The organism is Granulimonas faecalis (assembly GCF_022834715.1).
Taxonomy (GTDB): Bacteria; Actinomycetota; Coriobacteriia; order Coriobacteriales; family Atopobiaceae; genus Granulimonas; species Granulimonas faecalis.
The window spans coordinates 1,113,130-1,132,090 of sequence record NZ_BQKC01000001.1 but is presented as its reverse complement, the minus strand read 5'-3'; the positions used below and the strand labels follow the sequence as shown (position 1 = coordinate 1,132,090).

10 protein-coding genes are annotated in these 18,961 nt (G+C 68.5%); 8 read left to right on the top strand and 2 right to left on the bottom strand.

The window, feature by feature from the left end:
* Positions 1 to 42: 42 nt before the first annotated feature.
* A complete protein-coding gene (locus OR600_RS05120) occupies positions 43 to 1,500 on the bottom strand; it encodes a L,D-transpeptidase family protein (protein WP_204406300.1) in 1,458 nt (485 codons plus the stop codon).
* 121 nt (positions 1,501 to 1,621) lie between these two features.
* On the opposite strand from OR600_RS05120, the gene OR600_RS05115 reads away from it, so the two are divergent.
* Together OR600_RS05115 and ftsH are read left to right on the top strand one after the other, a co-directional pair.
* On the top strand, positions 1,622 to 2,434 hold the full coding sequence (locus OR600_RS05115) for a TrmH family RNA methyltransferase (protein ID WP_135977351.1): 813 nt from the start codon (positions 1,622 to 1,624) through the stop codon (positions 2,432 to 2,434).
* Between the two features lie 131 nt (positions 2,435 to 2,565).
* Positions 2,566 to 4,452 carry an ATP-dependent zinc metalloprotease FtsH gene (ftsH, locus tag OR600_RS05110; protein WP_251163935.1) on the top strand — a complete coding sequence of 629 codons (1,887 nt, stop codon included), beginning with the start codon at positions 2,566 to 2,568 and terminating at the stop codon, positions 4,450 to 4,452.
* 80 nt (positions 4,453 to 4,532) lie between these two features.
* Here ftsH and OR600_RS05105 read toward each other — a convergent pair whose 3' ends face one another.
* The gene (locus OR600_RS05105) at positions 4,533 to 6,440 is read right to left on the bottom strand and encodes a fructose-1,6-bisphosphatase (RefSeq protein WP_135977352.1); all 1,908 of its coding nucleotides are present in this window, start codon (positions 6,438 to 6,440) and stop codon (positions 4,533 to 4,535) included.
* Positions 6,441 to 6,580: 140 nt separating this feature from the next.
* On the opposite strand from OR600_RS05105, the gene ileS reads away from it, so the two are divergent.
* The 6 genes from ileS to OR600_RS05075 all read left to right on the top strand — a co-directional run bounded on the left by ileS (position 6,581) and on the right by OR600_RS05075 (position 18,931).
* Positions 6,581 to 9,388, top strand: coding sequence for an isoleucine--tRNA ligase (ileS, locus tag OR600_RS05100; RefSeq protein WP_135977353.1), 2,808 nt, complete (start codon positions 6,581 to 6,583; stop codon positions 9,386 to 9,388).
* Positions 9,381 to 9,983 carry a signal peptidase II gene (lspA, locus tag OR600_RS05095; protein WP_204406297.1) on the top strand — a complete coding sequence of 201 codons (603 nt, stop codon included), beginning with the start codon at positions 9,381 to 9,383 and terminating at the stop codon, positions 9,981 to 9,983. The genes ileS and lspA overlap by 8 nt, the downstream gene beginning before the upstream one ends.
* Positions 9,976 to 11,007, top strand: coding sequence for an RluA family pseudouridine synthase (locus OR600_RS05090; RefSeq protein ID WP_204406296.1), 1,032 nt, complete (start codon positions 9,976 to 9,978; stop codon positions 11,005 to 11,007). The genes lspA and OR600_RS05090 overlap by 8 nt, the downstream gene beginning before the upstream one ends.
* Before the next feature lie 15 nt (positions 11,008 to 11,022).
* Positions 11,023 to 12,312, top strand: coding sequence for a glycosyltransferase family 2 protein (locus OR600_RS05085; protein ID WP_135977354.1), 1,290 nt, complete (start codon positions 11,023 to 11,025; stop codon positions 12,310 to 12,312).
* Positions 12,313 to 12,398: 86 nt separating this feature from the next.
* Complete coding sequence (locus OR600_RS05080; RefSeq protein WP_204406294.1) at positions 12,399 to 13,916, top strand: IMP dehydrogenase; 1,518 nt, start codon at positions 12,399 to 12,401, stop codon at positions 13,914 to 13,916.
* A gap of 107 nt (positions 13,917 to 14,023) precedes the next feature.
* On the top strand, positions 14,024 to 18,931 hold the full coding sequence (locus OR600_RS05075; RefSeq protein WP_265590780.1) for a hypothetical protein: 4,908 nt from the start codon (positions 14,024 to 14,026) through the stop codon (positions 18,929 to 18,931).
* Positions 18,932 to 18,961 lie beyond the last annotated feature (30 nt).

Below are 18,961 nucleotides of genomic sequence, written 5' to 3'. Positions count from 1 at the left end.
TGAAAGGCTGCGGGCCGACCCGTGCGCGTTTCAAACCAAGTTTTAGCCGTGGACCGCCACGACCGTACCGCGGTCGATGAGCGAGCACAGCTCGGCGGCTTTGTCGGGCGGGAGGTTCACGCAGCCGTGGCTGCCGTTGCTCTGGTAGATGGACCCGCCAAAGGAGCCGCGCCAGCTGGCGTCATGGAGGCCGATGGAGTTGCCTACGAACGGCATCCAGTAGGAGACAGGGGTCTCGTACTCGGGCTTTCCGGTCTCGGGGTCCTTTTTGCCGATGAGGGTGCTTTCTGGGTTCGACTTGTTGAAGTAGTCGTCGATGAAGTAGACGCCCGTGGGGGTCTGGTAGTTCTTGGACGCGTCGCCGCTCACGATGTCGGCCTCCCATGCCAGGGAGCCGTTGGCGTCATAGAAGCGGGCGTGCTGCTCGGCAAGGTCGACGTCCACGTAGGAGTTACCCCAGTCGCGCCCCGAGGCGTCGGGGAGGGCCTGCGCCGTCTGATGGGTGGGGATGTCGATGGTGGCGGTCTTGCCCTCCTTCACGCCGGCGACGATGAGGTCGGCAAGAGAGCCGGAGTCCACGTTCCACCCGTAGGTGCCTCCCACCACGGTCACGACCTTGCCGTCGGGCCGCGTGTAGGAGCGCTCCGTGCCCACGGTGTCGAGGCTGCGGGAGAGCTCTCCGCTGCCCCATTCCTTGATGGCGTCCTCGTTGAGCGTGGCCTTGAGATTGCCGTCCAGCGTCACCCAGTCGATGATCTTGGAGGCGTCGATGGTGCCGGCGTCCTTGCCGTCGAGGTTCAAGGAGAGCTTGGCCGTGAGGAACGAGTTGGCCTCCTCGGCCGCCTTCGCGAGCTCGGGGGCGTCTTTGGTGACCTTGGCCTGGACGTAGTCGTCGGCGGGCAAAGACACGCTGCGCTCCAGGGTGTCGAGGGCCCCTTCGACGGTGGCGACCGCCTTCTGGCCATCGATTTTCGTGCCGGCCTTCTCCTCGGTCACGACGAAGGATGTGCTGGCGCTGTCATAGGCGATGGTGGCGTCTACGGCGTCGGTGCCCTTGGCGTTGGCGGCGTCCACAGCGGAGTTCACAAGGGTGGTCACTTTGTCTCGGTCGTAAGAGGAGCCCCGGGCATGGGTGAGGTCGTGGGAGAGAAAGACCTCAGCCGGCCACAGCCAGGGGTGTGTCTCAGAGATGGCGTCGCGCACATAGGCTGCGGCGTCGAACGTGAGGCCGACCTCTGACGACTTGATGGTGAGGTCGAGGTTCTCGCCTGTCACATGGAGCGTGTAGGCATCGGTGCGGTCGGTGAGGCCCGACTGGACGTCGGCGGCGGTGCGCAGCGACACGTTGCGGCCGAGGATGCGCGTGTTGGGCATGAAGACGTTGGAGAAAACCACGACCCCCACAAGGTAGAGGGCCGCGACGGCTCCTGCGACTATCAGGGCGATCCGGGCACCTTTGGGCAGTTTGGGCACTTTCGCGCCCGTGGGATGGTTGGCCATGCTGCTTCGCTTCCATGGGTGTCGGCGCCTGCGCGCCGCGAATCGTCAGACAGGGTGTATGGTAACCCAAGGCCGCAGCGGTCGTCTGCGGAAGTTCATTAGTGGAAGTTTTGAGGTCACGATGGAAATACGCTGCACGGCAGGTCTCGACGATCCGCGCCTCGCCTTGTTCTGCGGCCTCACCGACCACGAGCTGCGTCGATCCGTCGAGGCGGAGCACGGCATCTTCATCGCCGAATCGGCCAAGGTCGTGCGAAGCGCGCTTGCGGCCTGCGTCCGCCCTGTGGCCTTTCTGCTCGAGGACCGTCGCCTCGGTCAGGCGGCCGCGCTTATTGAGGCCGCCGGCCCCGATGTTCCCGTGTTCGTCCTCGACCGCGAGGAGATCTCGCGCATCGTGGGCTACCCGCACAATCGCGGCGTCCTGTGCGCCATGGAGCGCCCGGCCCCGCGTCCGGCAGACGAGGTCCTTGCCCAGGCGAAGACGTGCGCCGTGGTGGAGGCGGTGACCGACACCACCAATGTAGGCGCCATCTTCCGCTCTGCTGCGGCGTTGGGGTGCGACGCCGTTCTCCTCACGCCCACGTGCGCCGACCCTTTGGCCAGGCGCTGCGTGCGCGTGTCCATGGGAAGCGTCTTCTCCGTGCCGTGGGCACGCACCGGCCCGTGGCCCGAAGAGGGCGTCGAGCTCCTTCACGGTCACGGGTTCACCGTGGTGGCCTGCGCCCTTTCCGCCGACGCCTTGGAGCTCGGATCGGCCGCAGCCGATGCTGTCGAACAGCCGGCGCTCCTCTTCGGCACGGAGGGCGACGGCCTGGCGCCCTCCACCGTGGCCCTTGCCGATCGTGTGGTGCGCATCCCCATGGCGCACGGCATCGACTCTTTGAACGTGGCGGCTGCGAGCGCCGTCTTCTTCTGGCAGTACTGCCGCAGATAGGCTCGCACGGGCTTGTGGTTCTTTTGGTCTGCCCGCCCTGGGCCGCCGCCCCCGCGGGCCCCGTATGTTTGAATGTCCAAACGTATGTTCCGCGGGGTCTGCCCCGCCTGCGACCCAGTGAGGAGGTGCCCATGGACAACAAGAAGAAGCGGCAGTCGATGATGCTCTACGCCATCATCGCGGTGGTCGTGGTCGTGGTCTTGCGTTCCGTGGTGTATCCCAACGTGGTCGGCCAGTCGGTGAAAGAGGTGGACTACTCCACTTTCATATCCATGGTCGACGACAACAAGGTTGAGAAGGTTCAGCTCAACACCAACAACGACTCCATCCTCTTCGTCACGGGAGAGGGCGACGGCGCCCAGACCTACCGCTGCAACGCCTTCCCCAACGACACCACGCTCGTCAAGCGCCTTGAGGACCACAACGTGCAGTTTGCCGCCGAGATTCCCGACGAGTCCTCCAACATGCTGCTCTATGCCCTCATGATCTACGGGCTGCCCATCTTGCTCCTCATCCTCGGCGGCTGGTTCCTCAACCGCCAGCTCAAAAAGTCGATGGGCGACGATGGCCCGTCCATGAGCTTCGGCGGGGGAGGCCTTGGCGGCTTTGGCAAGTCCGGCGCCAAGGTCGTCGCCGAGAAGGAGACGGGCGTCACTTTCAAGGACGTGGCCGGCCAGGACGAGGCCAAGGAGTCTTTGGCCGAGCTCGTGAGCTTCCTCGAGAAGCCGCAGCGCTACGAGGCCATCGGCGCCAAGCTTCCCCGCGGCGCCCTGCTCGTGGGCCCTCCGGGCACCGGCAAGACGCTTCTGGCCAAGGCCGTGGCCGGAGAGGCCAAGGTGCCGTTCTTCTCCATCTCGGGCTCCGAGTTCGTGGAGATGTTCGTGGGCCGCGGCGCCGCCAAGGTGCGAGATCTCTTCAAGCAAGCCAACGAGAAGGCCCCCTGCATCGTGTTCATCGACGAGATCGATACCGTGGGCAAGCGCCGCGACGCCGGGCTGTCCACTAACGACGAGCGCGAGCAGACCCTGAACCAGCTGCTCACCGAGATGGACGGCTTCGACAACCACAAGGGCATCGTGGTCATCGGCGCCACCAACCGCCCCGACACCCTCGATCCGGCCTTGCTGCGCCCCGGTCGTTTTGATCGCCGCGTGCCGGTGGAGCTGCCCGACCTTGCCGGCCGCAAGGCCATCCTCGCCCTTCACGCCGACGACGTGAAGATGGAGGGGTCCATCGACCTCGATGTCATCGCCCGCGCCACCCCCGGCGCCTCTGGCGCCGACCTCTCCAACATCATCAACGAGGCTGCCCTTCGCGCCGTGCGCATGGGCCGCAGCCGCGTGACCCAGGAGGACATCCAGGAGTCCGTGGAAGTGGTCATCGCCGGCGAGAAGCGCAAGTCCACGGTTCTCTCCGACAAGGAGAAAAAGATCGTGGCCTACCACGAGATCGGCCACGCCATGGTGGCGGCCGCCCAGAAGGGCCAGGCCCCGGTCTCCAAGATCACCATCGTGCCACGCACCTCGGGGGCCCTCGGCTACACCATGCAGGTGGAGGAGGACGAGCACTACCTGGTCACCAAGGAGGAGGCCATGGAGCAGATCGCCGTCATGTGCGGCGGCCGCTCGGCCGAGGAGCTCATCTTCAAGCAGGTGACTACCGGCGCCTCCAACGACATCGAGCGCGCCACGAAGCTCGCCCGCAACATGGTGACCCAGTACGGCATGAGCGACCGCTTCGGCATGGTGGCCCTCGGCCAGGTGCAGAACCGCTATCTCGGCGGCGACGCAGCCCTCACCTGCTCGGAGGGGACGGCGCAAGAGATCGACGACGAAGTCATGCGCATTGTCGAGGAGGCCCATCAAAACGCCCTCAAGATCCTGCGCGAGAACCAGTTCAAGCTCCACGAGCTGGCTCGCTACCTCCAGGTGAAGGAGACCATCACCGGCGAGGAGTTCATGGCCATCTTCACCCGCGACAACGACTTCCTGCCCAAGAGGGAGGACGACGCCTCCTAGGCACCGGCGCGGCATGCCGCGAGGGCCCCGGTGCGGATTCCCGTCCGCGCCGGGGCCCTCGCCGTTCGACGATCTGCGACCTAGCCCCGTGTCGCCCGCTCCTTGAGGGCGCCGGAGTTGTAGGCGTCCAAGAGCCTGCGCAGCTCCACGATGCGCTGGCGGATCTTCGCGCCGGTGTCGCTGTCCTCCACGAGCAGGGGCCGATCGGAGGTCTCGAAGCGGTCGGTGTCGCTCATGATGTCGGCGTTGAGGTCGAGCACGTCCCCGATGGAGGTGAAGGCGCGGTGCGCCTTGATGCGCAGGCCCGAGGAGTCGGAGATGAGGGTGTAGCCGGCGATACCCGTGGTCTTGTGGTAGGCGGTGCAGAAGCCGCCGTCGATGACCACGAGCTTGCCGCAGGAGCGCACCGGGCTCTCGCCGGAGCTCGCCTTGACCGGCGTGTGGCCGTTGACGATGTGTCCGTGCTCGGGGCTCACGCCGAACTCCCGGAGCACCTGCTTGCACACCGAGGGCGACTCGGTGAGCTCCCAGTAGGGGTCCCGGGGCTCCGCCCACGTCGCCTTGTCCGTGACGAAGGTGCGCTCGAACGTCTTCATGACCCTGCCCGAGAGCGGCGACGCGGGGCCGCACCAGAGGTAGTACATGAGGTCGAGGTTCCCCTGGTCGGGCTCCATCCAGGCTTGGCGCGCCTCGCGGTCCAGCCAGTCGAACAGGTCGCGCCCGGCCAAGCGCCGCCCGCGGAGCTCCACGGTACGAAACAGCCCGTCGCCCTCCGTCATGGGGACGCAGGCGTGGAAGAGCAGGTTGTCGTTGGAGATGCGGTAGAGGCTGCCGCGCTCGTAGAGAAACGCAACGTGGCGTCGCAGGCGCTCGGAGTCCGCGAAGGCCTCGGCCATGGCGTCGATCACCTCGCGTTCGCCGTCGGTGAGCGCAAGTGGGTCGGCCGGGTTGAGCGTGGGGAAGTCCACGGTGGCGAGCGGGGCGTCCCCTCCCGGCAGGTGCACACAGTCCCCCTCGACGTCCACGAGGGGCAGCAGGAGCCGGTCGTCCATAGCGAAGTCCGGGTTGCGGCGGATGAGCTGACCCTCGAGCTTGAAGAGGATGACCGAGATGGCCTTGTCGATGGGGGAGAGCACGTCGCCGTCGCGGTAGGTGCGCTCCGCGAACAGGGCGAGCTCGCGCATGGAGACGCCGTAGGAGCTCTCGAGGATGGAGAGCGCCCCGTAGCGCAGGTTGTTGCGCACCACGGCCGCCTGGCAGGCCAGCGACCCCGCGGCCGCGCCCATCCACACGATGTCGTGGTTGCCCCACTGGACGTCGGTGGAGGGCATCTCGAGGAGCCGGTCGCAGATGCGGTCGGCGTGGGGCCCGCGGTCGAAGAGGTCGCCCACGATGTGGAGGCGGTCCACGGCCAGGCGCTTGATGAGGGCGGCGAGCGACTCCACGAAGTCCGGGCCGCTCCCCGTGTCCACGATGGTGTCCACGATGCGCTCGTGGTAGCAGGAGCGGTCCTCCGACTGCCCGGCCTGGTCGCGGAGGAGCTCGTCGATGATGTAGGCGTAGGGCACCGGCATGGACTTGCGCACCTTGGACTGGGTGTAGGCCGAGGCGAAGTGCTTGGCCACCCGGAGGAGCCGCAGCAGGTGGACGCGCCACCAGGTGAGGTCGATGCCCCCGAGGTCGGACTCGGTCTTGGCGAGCTTCTCCTCGGGGTAGTAGATCAGGGTGCAGAGGTCGTCCTGCTCGGCCTGGGAGAGCCCGTCGCCGAACTCGGCGCGCACCCGCTCGCGGATGACGCCCGAGCAGTTGTTGAGGATGTGCTCGAACGCCTCGTACTCGCCGTGGACGTCGCTCATGAAGTGCTCGGTGCCGCGAGGGAGGCCGAGGATGGCCTCGAGGTTGATGATCTCGGTGAAGACCGACTGACGCGTGGGGAACTGCTCGCTCAGGAGCTCGAGGAAGCGCCCCTCGGTGCCGACGGGTTCCATGGCCCTCCTTCAGGGTGACCGGCGTTTCGGGGTCAACCGTAGCACGGCTCCGCGCACGGCCGCCGGCGGTCCACCCAACCTGCGCAGTGGTATTATCTCTTGCACATGTGCACACACGTCCCCACGTCTGGAGATGGCCCATGGCCAACAGCTACAAGAAGACCACCAACCTTCCCAAGACAGGCTTCCCCATGCGCGCCGGGCTCGCGTCGTCCGAGCCCAAACGCCTCGCCGCATGGGAGGAGGCCGACGTCTACGGCCTCGCGTGCGAGCAGAACCGCGGCAACGAGCCCTTCGTGCTGCACGACGGGCCCCCGTACGCAAACGGCCCCATCCACCTCGGCCACGCCCTCAACAAGACGGTGAAGGACTTCATCAACCGCTACCAGATCATGCGCGGTCGCGAGGTCTCCTACGTCCCCGGCTGGGACTGCCACGGCCAGCCCATCGAGCACAAGGTCGAGGAGCACCTGGGCACCGAGCGCTTCAACGCCACCGACCCGTCCGAGATCCGCTCCCTCTGCCGCCGGTTCGCCGTCGAGAACATCGACCTCCAGCGCCAGGGCTTCCGCCGCCTGGGGGTCCTCGGCGACTGGGAGCACCCCTACCTCACCCTCTCCAACGACCACGACGCCGCCGACATCGAGGTCTTCAAGCGCATCTGGGACACCGGCGCCATCTACCGTGGCCGCAAGCCCGTGCACTGGTGCACCCACTGCCACACGGCCCTCGCCGAGGCCGAGATCGAGTACGCCGACGTCACCGGCCCGTCCATCTACGTGGGCTACGCCATGGAGGACGTCCCCGAGGGCCTGGCCGACGCCGGCATGCCCGTCTCGGTCATGATCTGGACCACCACCCCGTGGACGCTGCCCGCCAACGCCGCCGTCGCCATGAAGCCCGAGGCCACCTACGTGGCCCTGGCCCACGACGGCCGCGCCTACATCGTGCTCGAGGACCTCGCCCCCCGCGTGGCCTCCGTCGCCGGCTGGGAGCCGGGACTCGTGGAGGTGGGCGGCGAGCCCTGGCGCGCCACGGCCGAGGAGCTCAGCGGCCTGCGCTACCACCAGCCCGTGTTCGACGACGTGCTCTGCCCCGTCATCACGGCCGACTACGTGGGCACCGAGGACGGCACCGGCATCGTGCACATCGCCCCGGGCCACGGCGCCGACGACTTCTACGCCGGCGTGGCCGCCGGCATCCCCGTGGTCATGCCCGTGGACGACGACGGCCGCTTCTACTCCGGCGACACCTGGGGCACCGGCGGCCCCTGGAGCGGCATGGAGGTCACCGAGGCCAACCCCAAGATCGTGCGGTGGCTCGAGGACCGCGGCGCCCTCGTGCACGCCGGCACCGTCGAGCACAGCTACCCCCACTGCTGGCGCTGCAAGAACCCGGTGATCTTCCGCGCCACCGACCAGTGGTTCGTCTCCATGGACGACACGGGCCTGCGCCGGCGCTCCCTCGACGCCATCGAGAACGAGGTCCGTTGGTACCCGGCCTCCTCCGTCAAGCGCATCCGCGCCATGGTGGAGGGCCGCCCCGACTGGTGCCTGTCGCGCCAGCGCGTGTGGGGCGTGCCCATCCCGTCGTTCACCTGCGCCGACTGCGGCGCCTCCGTCATGAACGACGCCACCCTCGACGCCGTTGTCGCCCTGTTCCACGAGAAGGGGTCCGACGCATGGTACACCGACGACCCGTCCTCCTACCTGGGCGACGCCGACGTGTGCCCCGAGTGCGGCGGCCACCACCTCGTGCCCGACCGCGACATCCTCGACGTCTGGTGGGACTCCGGCGTCTCCCACACCGCCGTCCTCAAGGATCGCGAGGGCCTCGCATTCCCGGCCGACCTCTACGTCGAGGGCTCCGACCAGCACCGCGGCTGGTTCCAGAGCTCCCTGCTCACCTCCATGGGCGCCTACTCGTGCCCGCCTTTCAAGGGTGTGCTCACCCTGGGCTTCACCTTGGACGGCCAGGGCCGCAAGATGAGCAAGTCGCTCGGCAACACCGTCGACCCCAACGAGATCTTCGACACCCTTGGCGCTGACATCGTGCGCCTCTGGGTGGCCTCGGTGGACTCCACATCCGACATGGCCTGCGACAAGGAGATCCTCGACCGCGTGTCCGACGCCTACCGCCGGTTCCGCAACACCTTCCGGTTCCTGCTCGGCGAGCTCGAGGGCCAGTTCGACCTCGACGCCGACGGCCTGCCCACCTCCGAGCTCACCGCCCTCGACCGGCTGGCACTCGCCCGCCTGTCCGAGGTGCACGCGCAGGTGGAGGAGGCCTACGGCGAGTACCGCTTCAACCAGGTCTACCGCCTGCTCTACGACTACGTGGTGACCGAGCTCTCCAACGGCTACCTCAACGCCACCAAGGACCGCATGTACTGCGACGCTGCCGACTCCGTCGCCCGCCGCAGCGCGCAGAACGCGTGGTACCAGATTCTGTCCATGCTGCTCCGCGACCTCCAGCCCATCCTCGCCTACACCTGCGACGAGGTCCTGGCCTACGTGCCGGCCTCCATGCGGGAGGGCAAGGGGTTCGCGGCGCTGCTCTCCTGGTACGAGGCGCCCATGGACGCCGCCGAGCGCGACGCCCTGCTGCCCGCCTACCGCGTGCTCACCGAGGTCCGCAACGCCTACACGAAGGCCTACGAGGAGGCCCTCGCCTCCGGTGCGGTCACGGAGAAGACCACCCAGGCCACGCGCGCGTCCGTCACGCTGCCCCAGGCGTCGCTCGACCTCCTCGCGCCCATGGCCGGCGACGTCGCGGAGTTCCTCGTGTGCTCCGAGGTCGAGCTCTCCTGCGGCGACGGGCTCGCCGTGACGGTGGCGCCCGCCCGCGGCGAGAAGTGCCCGCGCTGCTGGAACTGGCGCGAGCTCGGGGACGACGGGCTCTGCGACCGCTGCCACGAGGCCGTCTGCGCCTTGGAGGGCGATGCGTAGGACCATGGGCCGCAGCGCCCGCATGGGCCTCGCCCTGGCCGTCGCGGCGGCCTGCGTCGCCCTCGACCAATGGACCAAGGCCCTCGCCCTTGGCAATCTCGTCCCGGGCAGGCCCATGACGCTCGTGCCGGGCGTCATGGACCTGCTCCTGGTACGCAACACCGGGGCCGCCTTCTCCATCGGCGAGGGGGCGGGCTGGGTGTTCGTACTCGTCTGCCTCGTGGTCTGCGCCGCCGTGGCCGTGGCGCTCTGGCGCGCCCGCGACGTCCCGGTGCCGCTCGTGGTGTGCGCGGGCCTCGTGATGGGCGGCGGCGTGGGCAACCTCATAGACCGCGTGACCCGCGGGTGGGTCTGCGATTTCTTCGCCACCACGTTCGTGGACTTCGCCGTCTTCAACGTGGCCGACATCTTCGTCTGCACGGGCGTGGGGCTCGGCATCGTGCTCACGCTCGTCTGGGACGCCCGTCGGGCCCGCGAGGGCGAGGCCAAAGACGGCCGCGCCGCCCGCTCCGTGGCCCGCGGTGACACCGAGGGGACCGGAGGCCGCTCCGCGGCCGACCGGCTGCGCGGCAAGGGGGGCGGCCGCCGTGGCTGACCGCATCGTGAACCTCATGGTCGACGACGCCGGTGACGGCATGCGCATCGACGCCTGCCTGGCGTCCTTCGACGGCATGCCGAGCCGTAGCGCCTGCGCGAGGCTCGTGGGTGACGGCCGCGTGACCGTCAACGGCGTCTTTGTCCGCTCCAAGAGCGAGCCCGTGTCCATGGGCGACATGCTCCAGGTGACGATCGCCATCCCGGAGGTCCCGGCGGAGGGGGAGGGGCCCCTCCGCCCCGCCCCCATCGACCTCGACGTCCGCTTCGAGGACGATTACCTGCTCGTGCTCTCCAAGCAGGCGGGGCTCGTGTGCCACCCGAGCCCCGGCCACACCGACGACACCCTGGCCAACGCCCTCGTGGCCCGGTGCGGCTACGCGCACCTCGGCACGCTCCAGGGTGAGGACCGCCCCGGCATCGTGCACCGCCTCGACCGGGACACCTCGGGCCTCATGGTGGCGGCCAAGGACGACGTCACGCAGAGGGCGCTCCAGGACCTCATCCGCATGCGCACGCTTGACCGCCGCTACGTCACCCTCGTGCAGGGCTACGTGGCGCCTGAGACCGGCCTCGTGGACGTGGGCATCGCCCGCTCCACCCGCGACCGCCTGCGCATGGCCGCCACGGACGCCCCGGGGTCGCGGGAGGCCATCACCACGTTCACCACGCTCGAACGGTTCGAGGCCGGCCCCCGCGACGAGGGCTACTCGCTCCTCGAGTGCCACCTCTACACCGGCCGCACGCACCAGATCCGCGTCCACATGGCCCACATCCACCATCCCGTGGTGGGGGACCCGGTCTACAGGGCCGGCGACCCGAGGCGCAACCTCGGTCTCGACAGACAATTCCTCCACTCGTGGCATATAGAGTTCGATCATCCCCGCACCGGCGAGACCCTGTGCCTGGCAGACACGCTGCCGGCCGACCTGGCTGGCGTCCTCGACGCCCTGGCCGACCGCTCCATGGGCCGCACCGAGGCGGGGGAGCGCATCGTGCCTGCGCTCGGTCCAGCACGAGCCTGACAGAGAGGGAGCACCGTGGAGCTCACCCGCCTCGGCATCACGCCCATCGTCGTGTTCAACACGATCATCTTCCTGTTCTTCACCGTGGCGTTCTTCTACCAGATCGTCTACTTCCTCGTGGGGCTCCGCCGCGGCGAGGTGGAGCTGCCCGAGGCCAAGAAGAACCACCGCTACGCCTTCATGATCGCCGCCCACAACGAGGAGGTCGTCATCGGCCAGCTCGTGAGGTCGATCAAGGAGCAGGACTACCCGGCCGAGCTCATCGACGTCTACGTGGTGGCCGACGCCTGCACCGACGCCACGGCCGAGCGGGCCCGGGAGGCGGGCGCCTACGTCTACGAGCGCAACGACCTCGCCCGCAAGGGCAAGAGCTGGGCGCTCGACATGGGCTTCGACAACGTGCTCAACGAGAGGGGCGACGACTACTACGATGCCTTCATCATCTTCGACGCCGACAACCTGCTGTCCAAGGACTACGTCAGACAGATGAACAAGGTCGTCGACCTCGGATACCTGGCCGCCACGAGCTACCGCAACTCCAAGAACTTCGACTCCTCCTGGATCAGCTCCGCCTACGGCATCTGGTTCCTGCGCGAGGCGCGCTTCCTCAACAACGCGCGCATGATGCTCGGCACCGGCTGCGCCATCTCGGGCTCGGGCTGGATGGTCTCCAACAAGATCATCCGCTCCATGCACGGCTGGGCCTTCCACACCCTCACCGAGGACATCCAGTTCTCCACGTTCTGCGCCGCCAACGGCATCCGCATCGCCTACGCCCCCGCCGAGTTCTTCGACGAGCAGCCCGTGACCCTCAAGGCGTCCTGGATCCAGCGCATGCGGTGGACCAAGGGTTTCTACCAGGTGTTCTTCTCCTACGGTGGCGACCTTGCCCGTGGCATCGGCTTCGGCAGGTTCTCGAGCTACGACATGCTCATGACCATCGCCCCGGGCATGATCCTCACGCTCCTGTCGGCCATGGTCAACGCCACCTACCTCGTGGTGGGCTCCATCAGCCACGGCTTCCTGGCCACCCAGTCCGAGATCGCCATGTGCGTGGGCTCCCTCGTCATGACCTTCGCCTCCATGTACCTGGTCTTCTTCGTGCTCGCCCTGCTCACCACCGTGGCCGAGCGCAGGCACATCCACGCCACCAAGCGCTGGCGCGTCTGGGCCAACGTCCTCACGTTTCCGTTCTTCATGATGACCTACATCCCCATCACCGTGATCGCCCTGTTCAAGAAGGTCGAGTGGGTGCCCACCAAGCACGAGTTCGCCATGTCCGTGGACCAGGTCACGGCCGACTGACGCTGCTCCGAAGGCTGCCGGGTGCGCTATCATCATGCGATACCGCCGTCGTGCGGGGCCCGACACCTGTGAAAAAAGGAGCTGCCATGGCAACGTTCTTCCCTGGTGAGTCGCACACCTTCTCCGAGTACCTCCTGGTACCCGGGTACTCCTCCTCTGAATGCGTCCCCGGGAACGTGAGCCTTGCCACGCCCCTGGTCAAGTTCCGCCGTGGCGAGGAGCCGGCCCTCACCCTCAACACCCCCATGGTCTCGGCCATCATGCAGTCGGTCTCCGGCCCGCGCCTCGCCATCGCCCTGGCCCAGGAGGGCGGCATGAGCTTCATCTACGGCTCCCAGACCGCCGAGGACGAGGCCCGCATGGTGCGCGAGGTCAAGGCCTACAAGGCCGGTGTCGTCACCTCGGACTCCAACCTCACGCCAGACATGACCCTGGCCGAGGTCATGTGCCTCAAGGAGCGCACCCACCACTCGGCCATGCCCGTCACCGACGACGGCGGCCCCCACGGCCGGCTCCTCGGCATCGTCACCTCCCGCGACTACCGTCCCAGTCGCGACGCCGCCGACAAGCCCGTCCGCGACTTCATGACCCCCATCGACCGCGTGGTCACCGCCCCGGCCTCCTACACGCTCTCCGAGTGCAACGACATCATCTGGGAGAACAAGCTCAACCAGCTCCCCATCGTCAACGACGACGGCACCTTGGTGGGCATGGTGTTCCGCAAGGACTACGACTCCCACAAGTCCAACCCCAACGAGCTGCTCGACTCCTCCAAGCGCTACATCGTGGGCGCCGGCATCAACACCCGCGACTACGCCGAGCGCGTGCCACTGCTTGTGGAGGCCGGCGCCGACGCCCTGTGCATCGACTCCTCCGAGGGCTTCTCCGAGTGGCAGTCCCGTACCCTGTCCTGGATCCGCGACAACTACGGCGACGCCGTCAAGGTCGGTGCCGGCAACGTGGTGGACGCCGAGGGCTTCCGTTTCCTGGCCGACGCCGGCGCGGACTTCGTCAAGGTGGGCATCGGCGGCGGCTCCATCTGCATCACCCGCGAGCAGAAGGGCATCGGTCGCGGCCAGGCCTCGGCCCTCATCGACGTCTGCGAGGCCCGCGACCGCTACTTCGAGGAGACCGGTGTCTACGTGCCCGTGTGCTCCGACGGCGGCATCGTGTACGACTACCATATGACCCTGGCCCTGGCCATGGGCGCCGACTTCCTCATGCTCGGCCGCTACTTCGCCCGCTTCGACGAGAGCCCCACCGAGCGCGTCACGGTCAACGGATCCTACATGAAGGAGTACTGGGGCGAGGGTTCCGCCCGCGCCCGCAACTGGGCGCGCTACGACCTCGGCGGCGACAAGAAGCTGAGCTTCGTCGAGGGCGTCGACTCCTACGTGCCCTATGCCGGCCCCCTGCGCGACGGCGTCCAGAACTCCCTGCTCAAGATCCGCTCCACCATGTGCAACTGCGGGGCCCTCACTCTGCCCGAGCTCAAGGAGAAGGCACGCCTCACCTTGGTCTCGGCCACGTCCCTCGTGGAAGGCGGGGCCCACGACGTGGTGCTCAAGGAGCCCAACCAGCAGGTTACGCTCAATTTCAACTAGGCTCCTGTCGGGTGCGAACCGTCCGGCTCGCAGCCCAGCCCCGCTAGCCCCCTGGGACCTCTCGTCTCAGGGGGCTTTTCTGTGCCTCCACGCCCCTCACCGTCTCCATGGCCGCAGGCAAGACGGGCACCGCCCACACCATCGACATCGACGCGGGGGTCAAGGCGGACCTCACCCTTGCCGGGGTGAACATCTCCACTGCCGCCCGCTCTCCCATCAACCTGGTCACCAACTCCGACGAGGACGGCGACGGGGTCAAGGTCCGCAACGCCGCCGACATCGTCGACAAGACCACCCTGCACCTGACCCTGGCCGACGGCTCCTCCAACTCCCTGGTCAACACCGTTACGGGGGCCAACGGCTGGCCGGCCATCCGTTGCGGTTGGGGCTCGGTGCTGATCGTCGACGACGCCCGCACCAACGTCCGCGCCGGCGGTTCCAAGTTCGACCTCTCCGACATCGTCACCCCGGCCGACGGCAAGGTGGCGGCCGACGTCACGCTCCTGGACGGCACCGAGCTCAAGACGGACGACCCCCTGACCCGTCTCGAGTCGTCCCATCCCGGCACCCTCACCGTGCAGGGTGGCGGCCACTCCGCAGGCATCGGTTCCGGGCCCAAGGAGAACGCTGGCACCATGGTCTTCAACGGCGGCATCGTCTCGGCGAAGCCCCTGCCGTTCAACAGCAGCAACTGGAGCTATGCCAACGGGTCCGCCATCGGTGGCGGCTCGGCCGGCTCCGGCACCGTGACCATCTTCAACGGCGGCCGCATCACCGCCCAGGGAGGCTCCTGCGGCACCGCCATCGGCGCCGGCTTCGGCTACCACGACATGACCGGCCACCACGGGTGCACCGCCAAGGCGGATGCCATCGTGGTCCCGGCTAACAAGGCGGAGAACATCTACTCCTACGGCTACACGTTCTTCGACGTGCCTGTGAGGGGGTCCGCCTTCGACGGCGGCGCGCTGCAGAGCGGCGGGTACAACGCCTACTTCACCGTGGCCGGCGACATCTACATCAACGGTGGCTTCGTCAACGCCATCGCCGCGTACCACGGCAACGCCATCGGCCAGTGCTGCGCCCACGGCCCGGCGTCCAACCTGAACCACATCATCAAGGTGACCGGTGGCACCGTCATCACCTCGGTGGGCAACAAGACCTCCACCAACCCCACCATGTACGCCGTGGGCGCGGCCCAGGGCTACACCATCGTCACCGGCGGCTCCGTCATGGTCGAGAACCGCACCGACGGCACCTACTCGCCCATGTTCCAGGGCATCGGCGACACCGCCTTCAACACCCAGGGGGTGGAGAGCTGGGACGACGTCGAGGCCTTGGGCGGCTCCTTGCCCGACACCGACAAGGTGCAGATGCTTACCATCAACCTCTCGAGCGAGTTCGACGAGTCCGAGAACAAGACCGTGCCGGTGACCAAGTGGAAGCTCGAGGTCGACAACCAGGTCCAGGCTTACGGGTCGCCCTCCTACCTCAACGACGGAAGGCTCTATCTGTGGCTGCCGGCCACCGCCACGGGCAAGAACGTGACGGTCACCATGTCCTACCTCGACAACGACGGCGTCGAGCACGACATCGAGCCCATGTACGTCGAGGAGGTGGGCGGCTCCCAGGGCTCCACCCTCAAGCGCTACATCGACATCGACGTCGACAAGCTCACCGACGAGCAGAAGGAGTACTTCTCCGGGCTTCAGAAGGCCTACGACGGCCTGCCCTTCGAGACCCTCACGGTCTCTGATGAGAAGCCCATCGACACCACGCCCTTCGAGACCAACGGCAAGCTGCTCACGGACCCCACCAAGCTCGAGGTGAGCTATCAGGCCTACGACGGCGAGGGGGGCAGCCCACTGCCTGGGAGCTCCGTGATCCACGACGGGAAGATGCCTGCCGACACCGGCACCTTCCGCTTTCAGCTCATCTCCAAGCAGTTCGCCGAACAACCGGGCTTCATGGAGAACTACTGGGGCCACCGCATCACCGGCTGGTCGAGCGTGACGCCGGTGCCGGCGGTGGTCAAGATCTCCGAGGCCGACGGGACCGCCTGGGTGCGCCTGGCCGACGACGGCAGCTACGAGCTGGTGAAGGAGACCGACACCGAGCCCGGCAACCGCCTCCGCCTGGCCTTCACCTTGCGCAGCGCCAAGGGGACCGCCGTGACCTGCAAAGCCCCCACCGGGTCGTTCCAGGTGCTCATCGACGGCAAGCCCGTGGGCGAGGCGGTGCCGCTCACCGAGGAGGCCATGAAGGCCTCTCCCGGCTCCTCCATCGCGATCAAGGAGGGCGCCACCGACGCCTCGGCCAACACCCCCGCGGCCGTGGCCGGCGAGTCTGGCCGCTGGGAGACCCAGGTGGTCTACTACCTCGACCCGACGCGCCTCGACGGCGCCCTGGACGTGCTCGACGGATCGTCCGGCAACAGCCACGACGTCACCGTGCGCTACATCCCCGACAAGAACTATGTGGAGGGCACCGAGGCCAACCCCGAGAACGAGGCCACCAGGCCCACCACCATCGTCCCGGTGAAGCCGGAGGGCACCGTGAGCCCCGACGACCCGGACAAGGTCGAGGTGGAGGACGGCAAGGACCCCGACCCCGGGACGCCCGACCCCGACAACCCCACCGGGAGGCTCCAGGTGGTCCGCAAGACGGTCACCGTCAACTACGGCGACTTCCACAGTGAGGACGCCGAGGTGGAGGACTTCTTCGGACTCGCCCTCACCTCGACCTCTTCCGCGCCGGGCTCCTTCTCGGTCTCCAACGGGGCCGTGGCCGACCTGGTGTGCGGCGAGGACGGAAAGCCGGTCCTCGACGACGGCAGGCTCCAGGTGCGCGTCAACAGCTGCGGCACGTCGACGATCGTCTTGGAGCAGGGGGCCAACGCCCTCTATACCGGCATCAAGTACATCATCACCGTCAACGTGCGGCCCGACCCTGGCATCGTGCCCCACGTCCAGATCCGCCTCACCTGGCGAAACCTCACCGCCTCCGAGGGCGAGGGCCTCGCCCCTGTGGCCAGGCTCATGGTCCGCGCCCTGGGCGCCGCCGACTCCGCCCTCCCCGCGCCCCTGGCGTCGGTCGGACGCGCCCACACGCCCCCGCGCCCCGGCGACGTCATCGAGTACACGGTGACCGGCCTCAACCTCACCCCCGGCTCCGCCTGGCAGGCCGCCGAGCTCACCGATGCCATCGACGAGAGGCTAGAGTTCGACAACGACTCGGTGCAGATCTGCCCCAACTACCCCACGCGAACCGACAAGAGCACCGACCTCGGTTCCGACGCTTTCTACGAGGGCTTCGACTGGGACGCCCTGACCTGGTCCGACGTCGACCCGGCGCACTTCACCTACCAGAGGCCCACGCTCACCAAGGGGGTGGGCACCGTCTACGGCGGCCAGTCCACCTCGGTGCGCTTCCGCGCCACGGTGGGGATCGACAAGGGCCTCGGGGACAGGCCGGGCGACGACGGCAGGCTCCCCGAGATCTCCAACCTGCCCGGTGGCGGCGGTGGCTACGGCAAGGACGAGGCCGACCTCGACCCCGGCGAGGAGGCGGTGCCTGTCGCGCCGCTCCCCGAGGAGAACGTCGTGGTCGTCGGCGGGGGCGACCCCGAGCCCGGGAAGCCGTCGGTGCCCGAGCCCACCCCCGTCCTGCCCAAGGACCCCGTGGCCGCCGACATCCTCACCACGGTCGAGGTGGGGCATGTCGAGCACCGCGAGGAGCACGACGACGACCGCATCCTCGTGGGCGACGTGTTCCGCGTGACGGCCACCTCCACCAACCGGGCGCCCGACTCGAAGCTGGCGAACGCCGTGATCAAGGTGACCCTCCCCGAGGGCATGAGGCCCAAGGCGGGGACCATCCGCCTCACCGATGCCGGCGGCACCGTCTACGAGGTGCCCAACGGCGCCTACGACCCCGAGACCGGCATCGTCGCCGTCAACGCCGGCGACCTCTACGGCGGCGAGAGCGCCCGCCTGACCTTCGACGTCGAGGTGGTGTCGGTCTCTCCCGACGGCTCCGACCCCTCCGCCCCGCCCGTCACCGGCTCCACCCTGGGCGAGACGCCCACCGACGAGTGGGAGCGCGAGCACCCCGACCCCGACGACCCCGACGGGCCCCAGGACCCTGTCCCCGACCCCGTGCCCGGCACACCCTTCGTGCCCGGCGCCCCCTGGTCCGACCTGGAGGACGAGCTCGTCTCCACGCCCCCGGCGAGCGACCCCGACATGCCCCCCGTGCTGCCGGCCAGCCCCCGGCTCCCCGGCGACGGGGCCGAGGCCGACGTGCGCGTCACCAAGACCGCCGACAACCTGAGCAGGGACGACGGCACCACCCGGGTGGGCGACACGGTGCGCTACGCCGTCAAGGTGGAGAACGTCGCCGCACAGACCGCCTGGTACGACGTGGTCGTGGCCGACAGGCTCCCCGTGGGCCTCGAGCCCGTGGCGGGCTCCACCTCGATCACCGGCCCCGACGGGGTCCGCCGCGAGGTGCCCGACGACGCCTACGACCCCGCCACCCGCCGCCTCGCCGTGACCGCCGGCGACCTGCACGGGCCCGCCGCGGCCACCCTCGTCTTCGACGTGACCGTCACCGACGGGGCCGTGGGCGCCGACGTGGGCAATGTGGCCGACGCGTTCGGCACCGCCCCCGCCGACGTCGACCTCGACACGGTGGCCCCGGGCGCCCAACGCCCCGCGGGCGGGGAGCCCTTCGTGCCGTCGGACGGTTGGGACGCGTGGCTTGCCGGCAGGTCCCCCGTCTCCAACCCGGATCCGGCCTACCCCGACGGCGTCGGCGCTTCCGGCGGCGTTCTCCCGTCGGACGACGGCGTCTCCGGCGGCGCCCCAGGCGCATCCACCCTGCCCGCCACGGGCTCCGGGCATCCCGGGACCCTGCTGCCCGCCACCTCCGACGTCGCCTCCATGGTGCCGGCGCTCGCGGGCGCGGCCACGGCCGGCACCCTCTGCCTCGCCCTCGTCCTGAAAAGGAGGCGCTAGGGGAGGGGACCCGGCGGTTCCTGCAGAGGG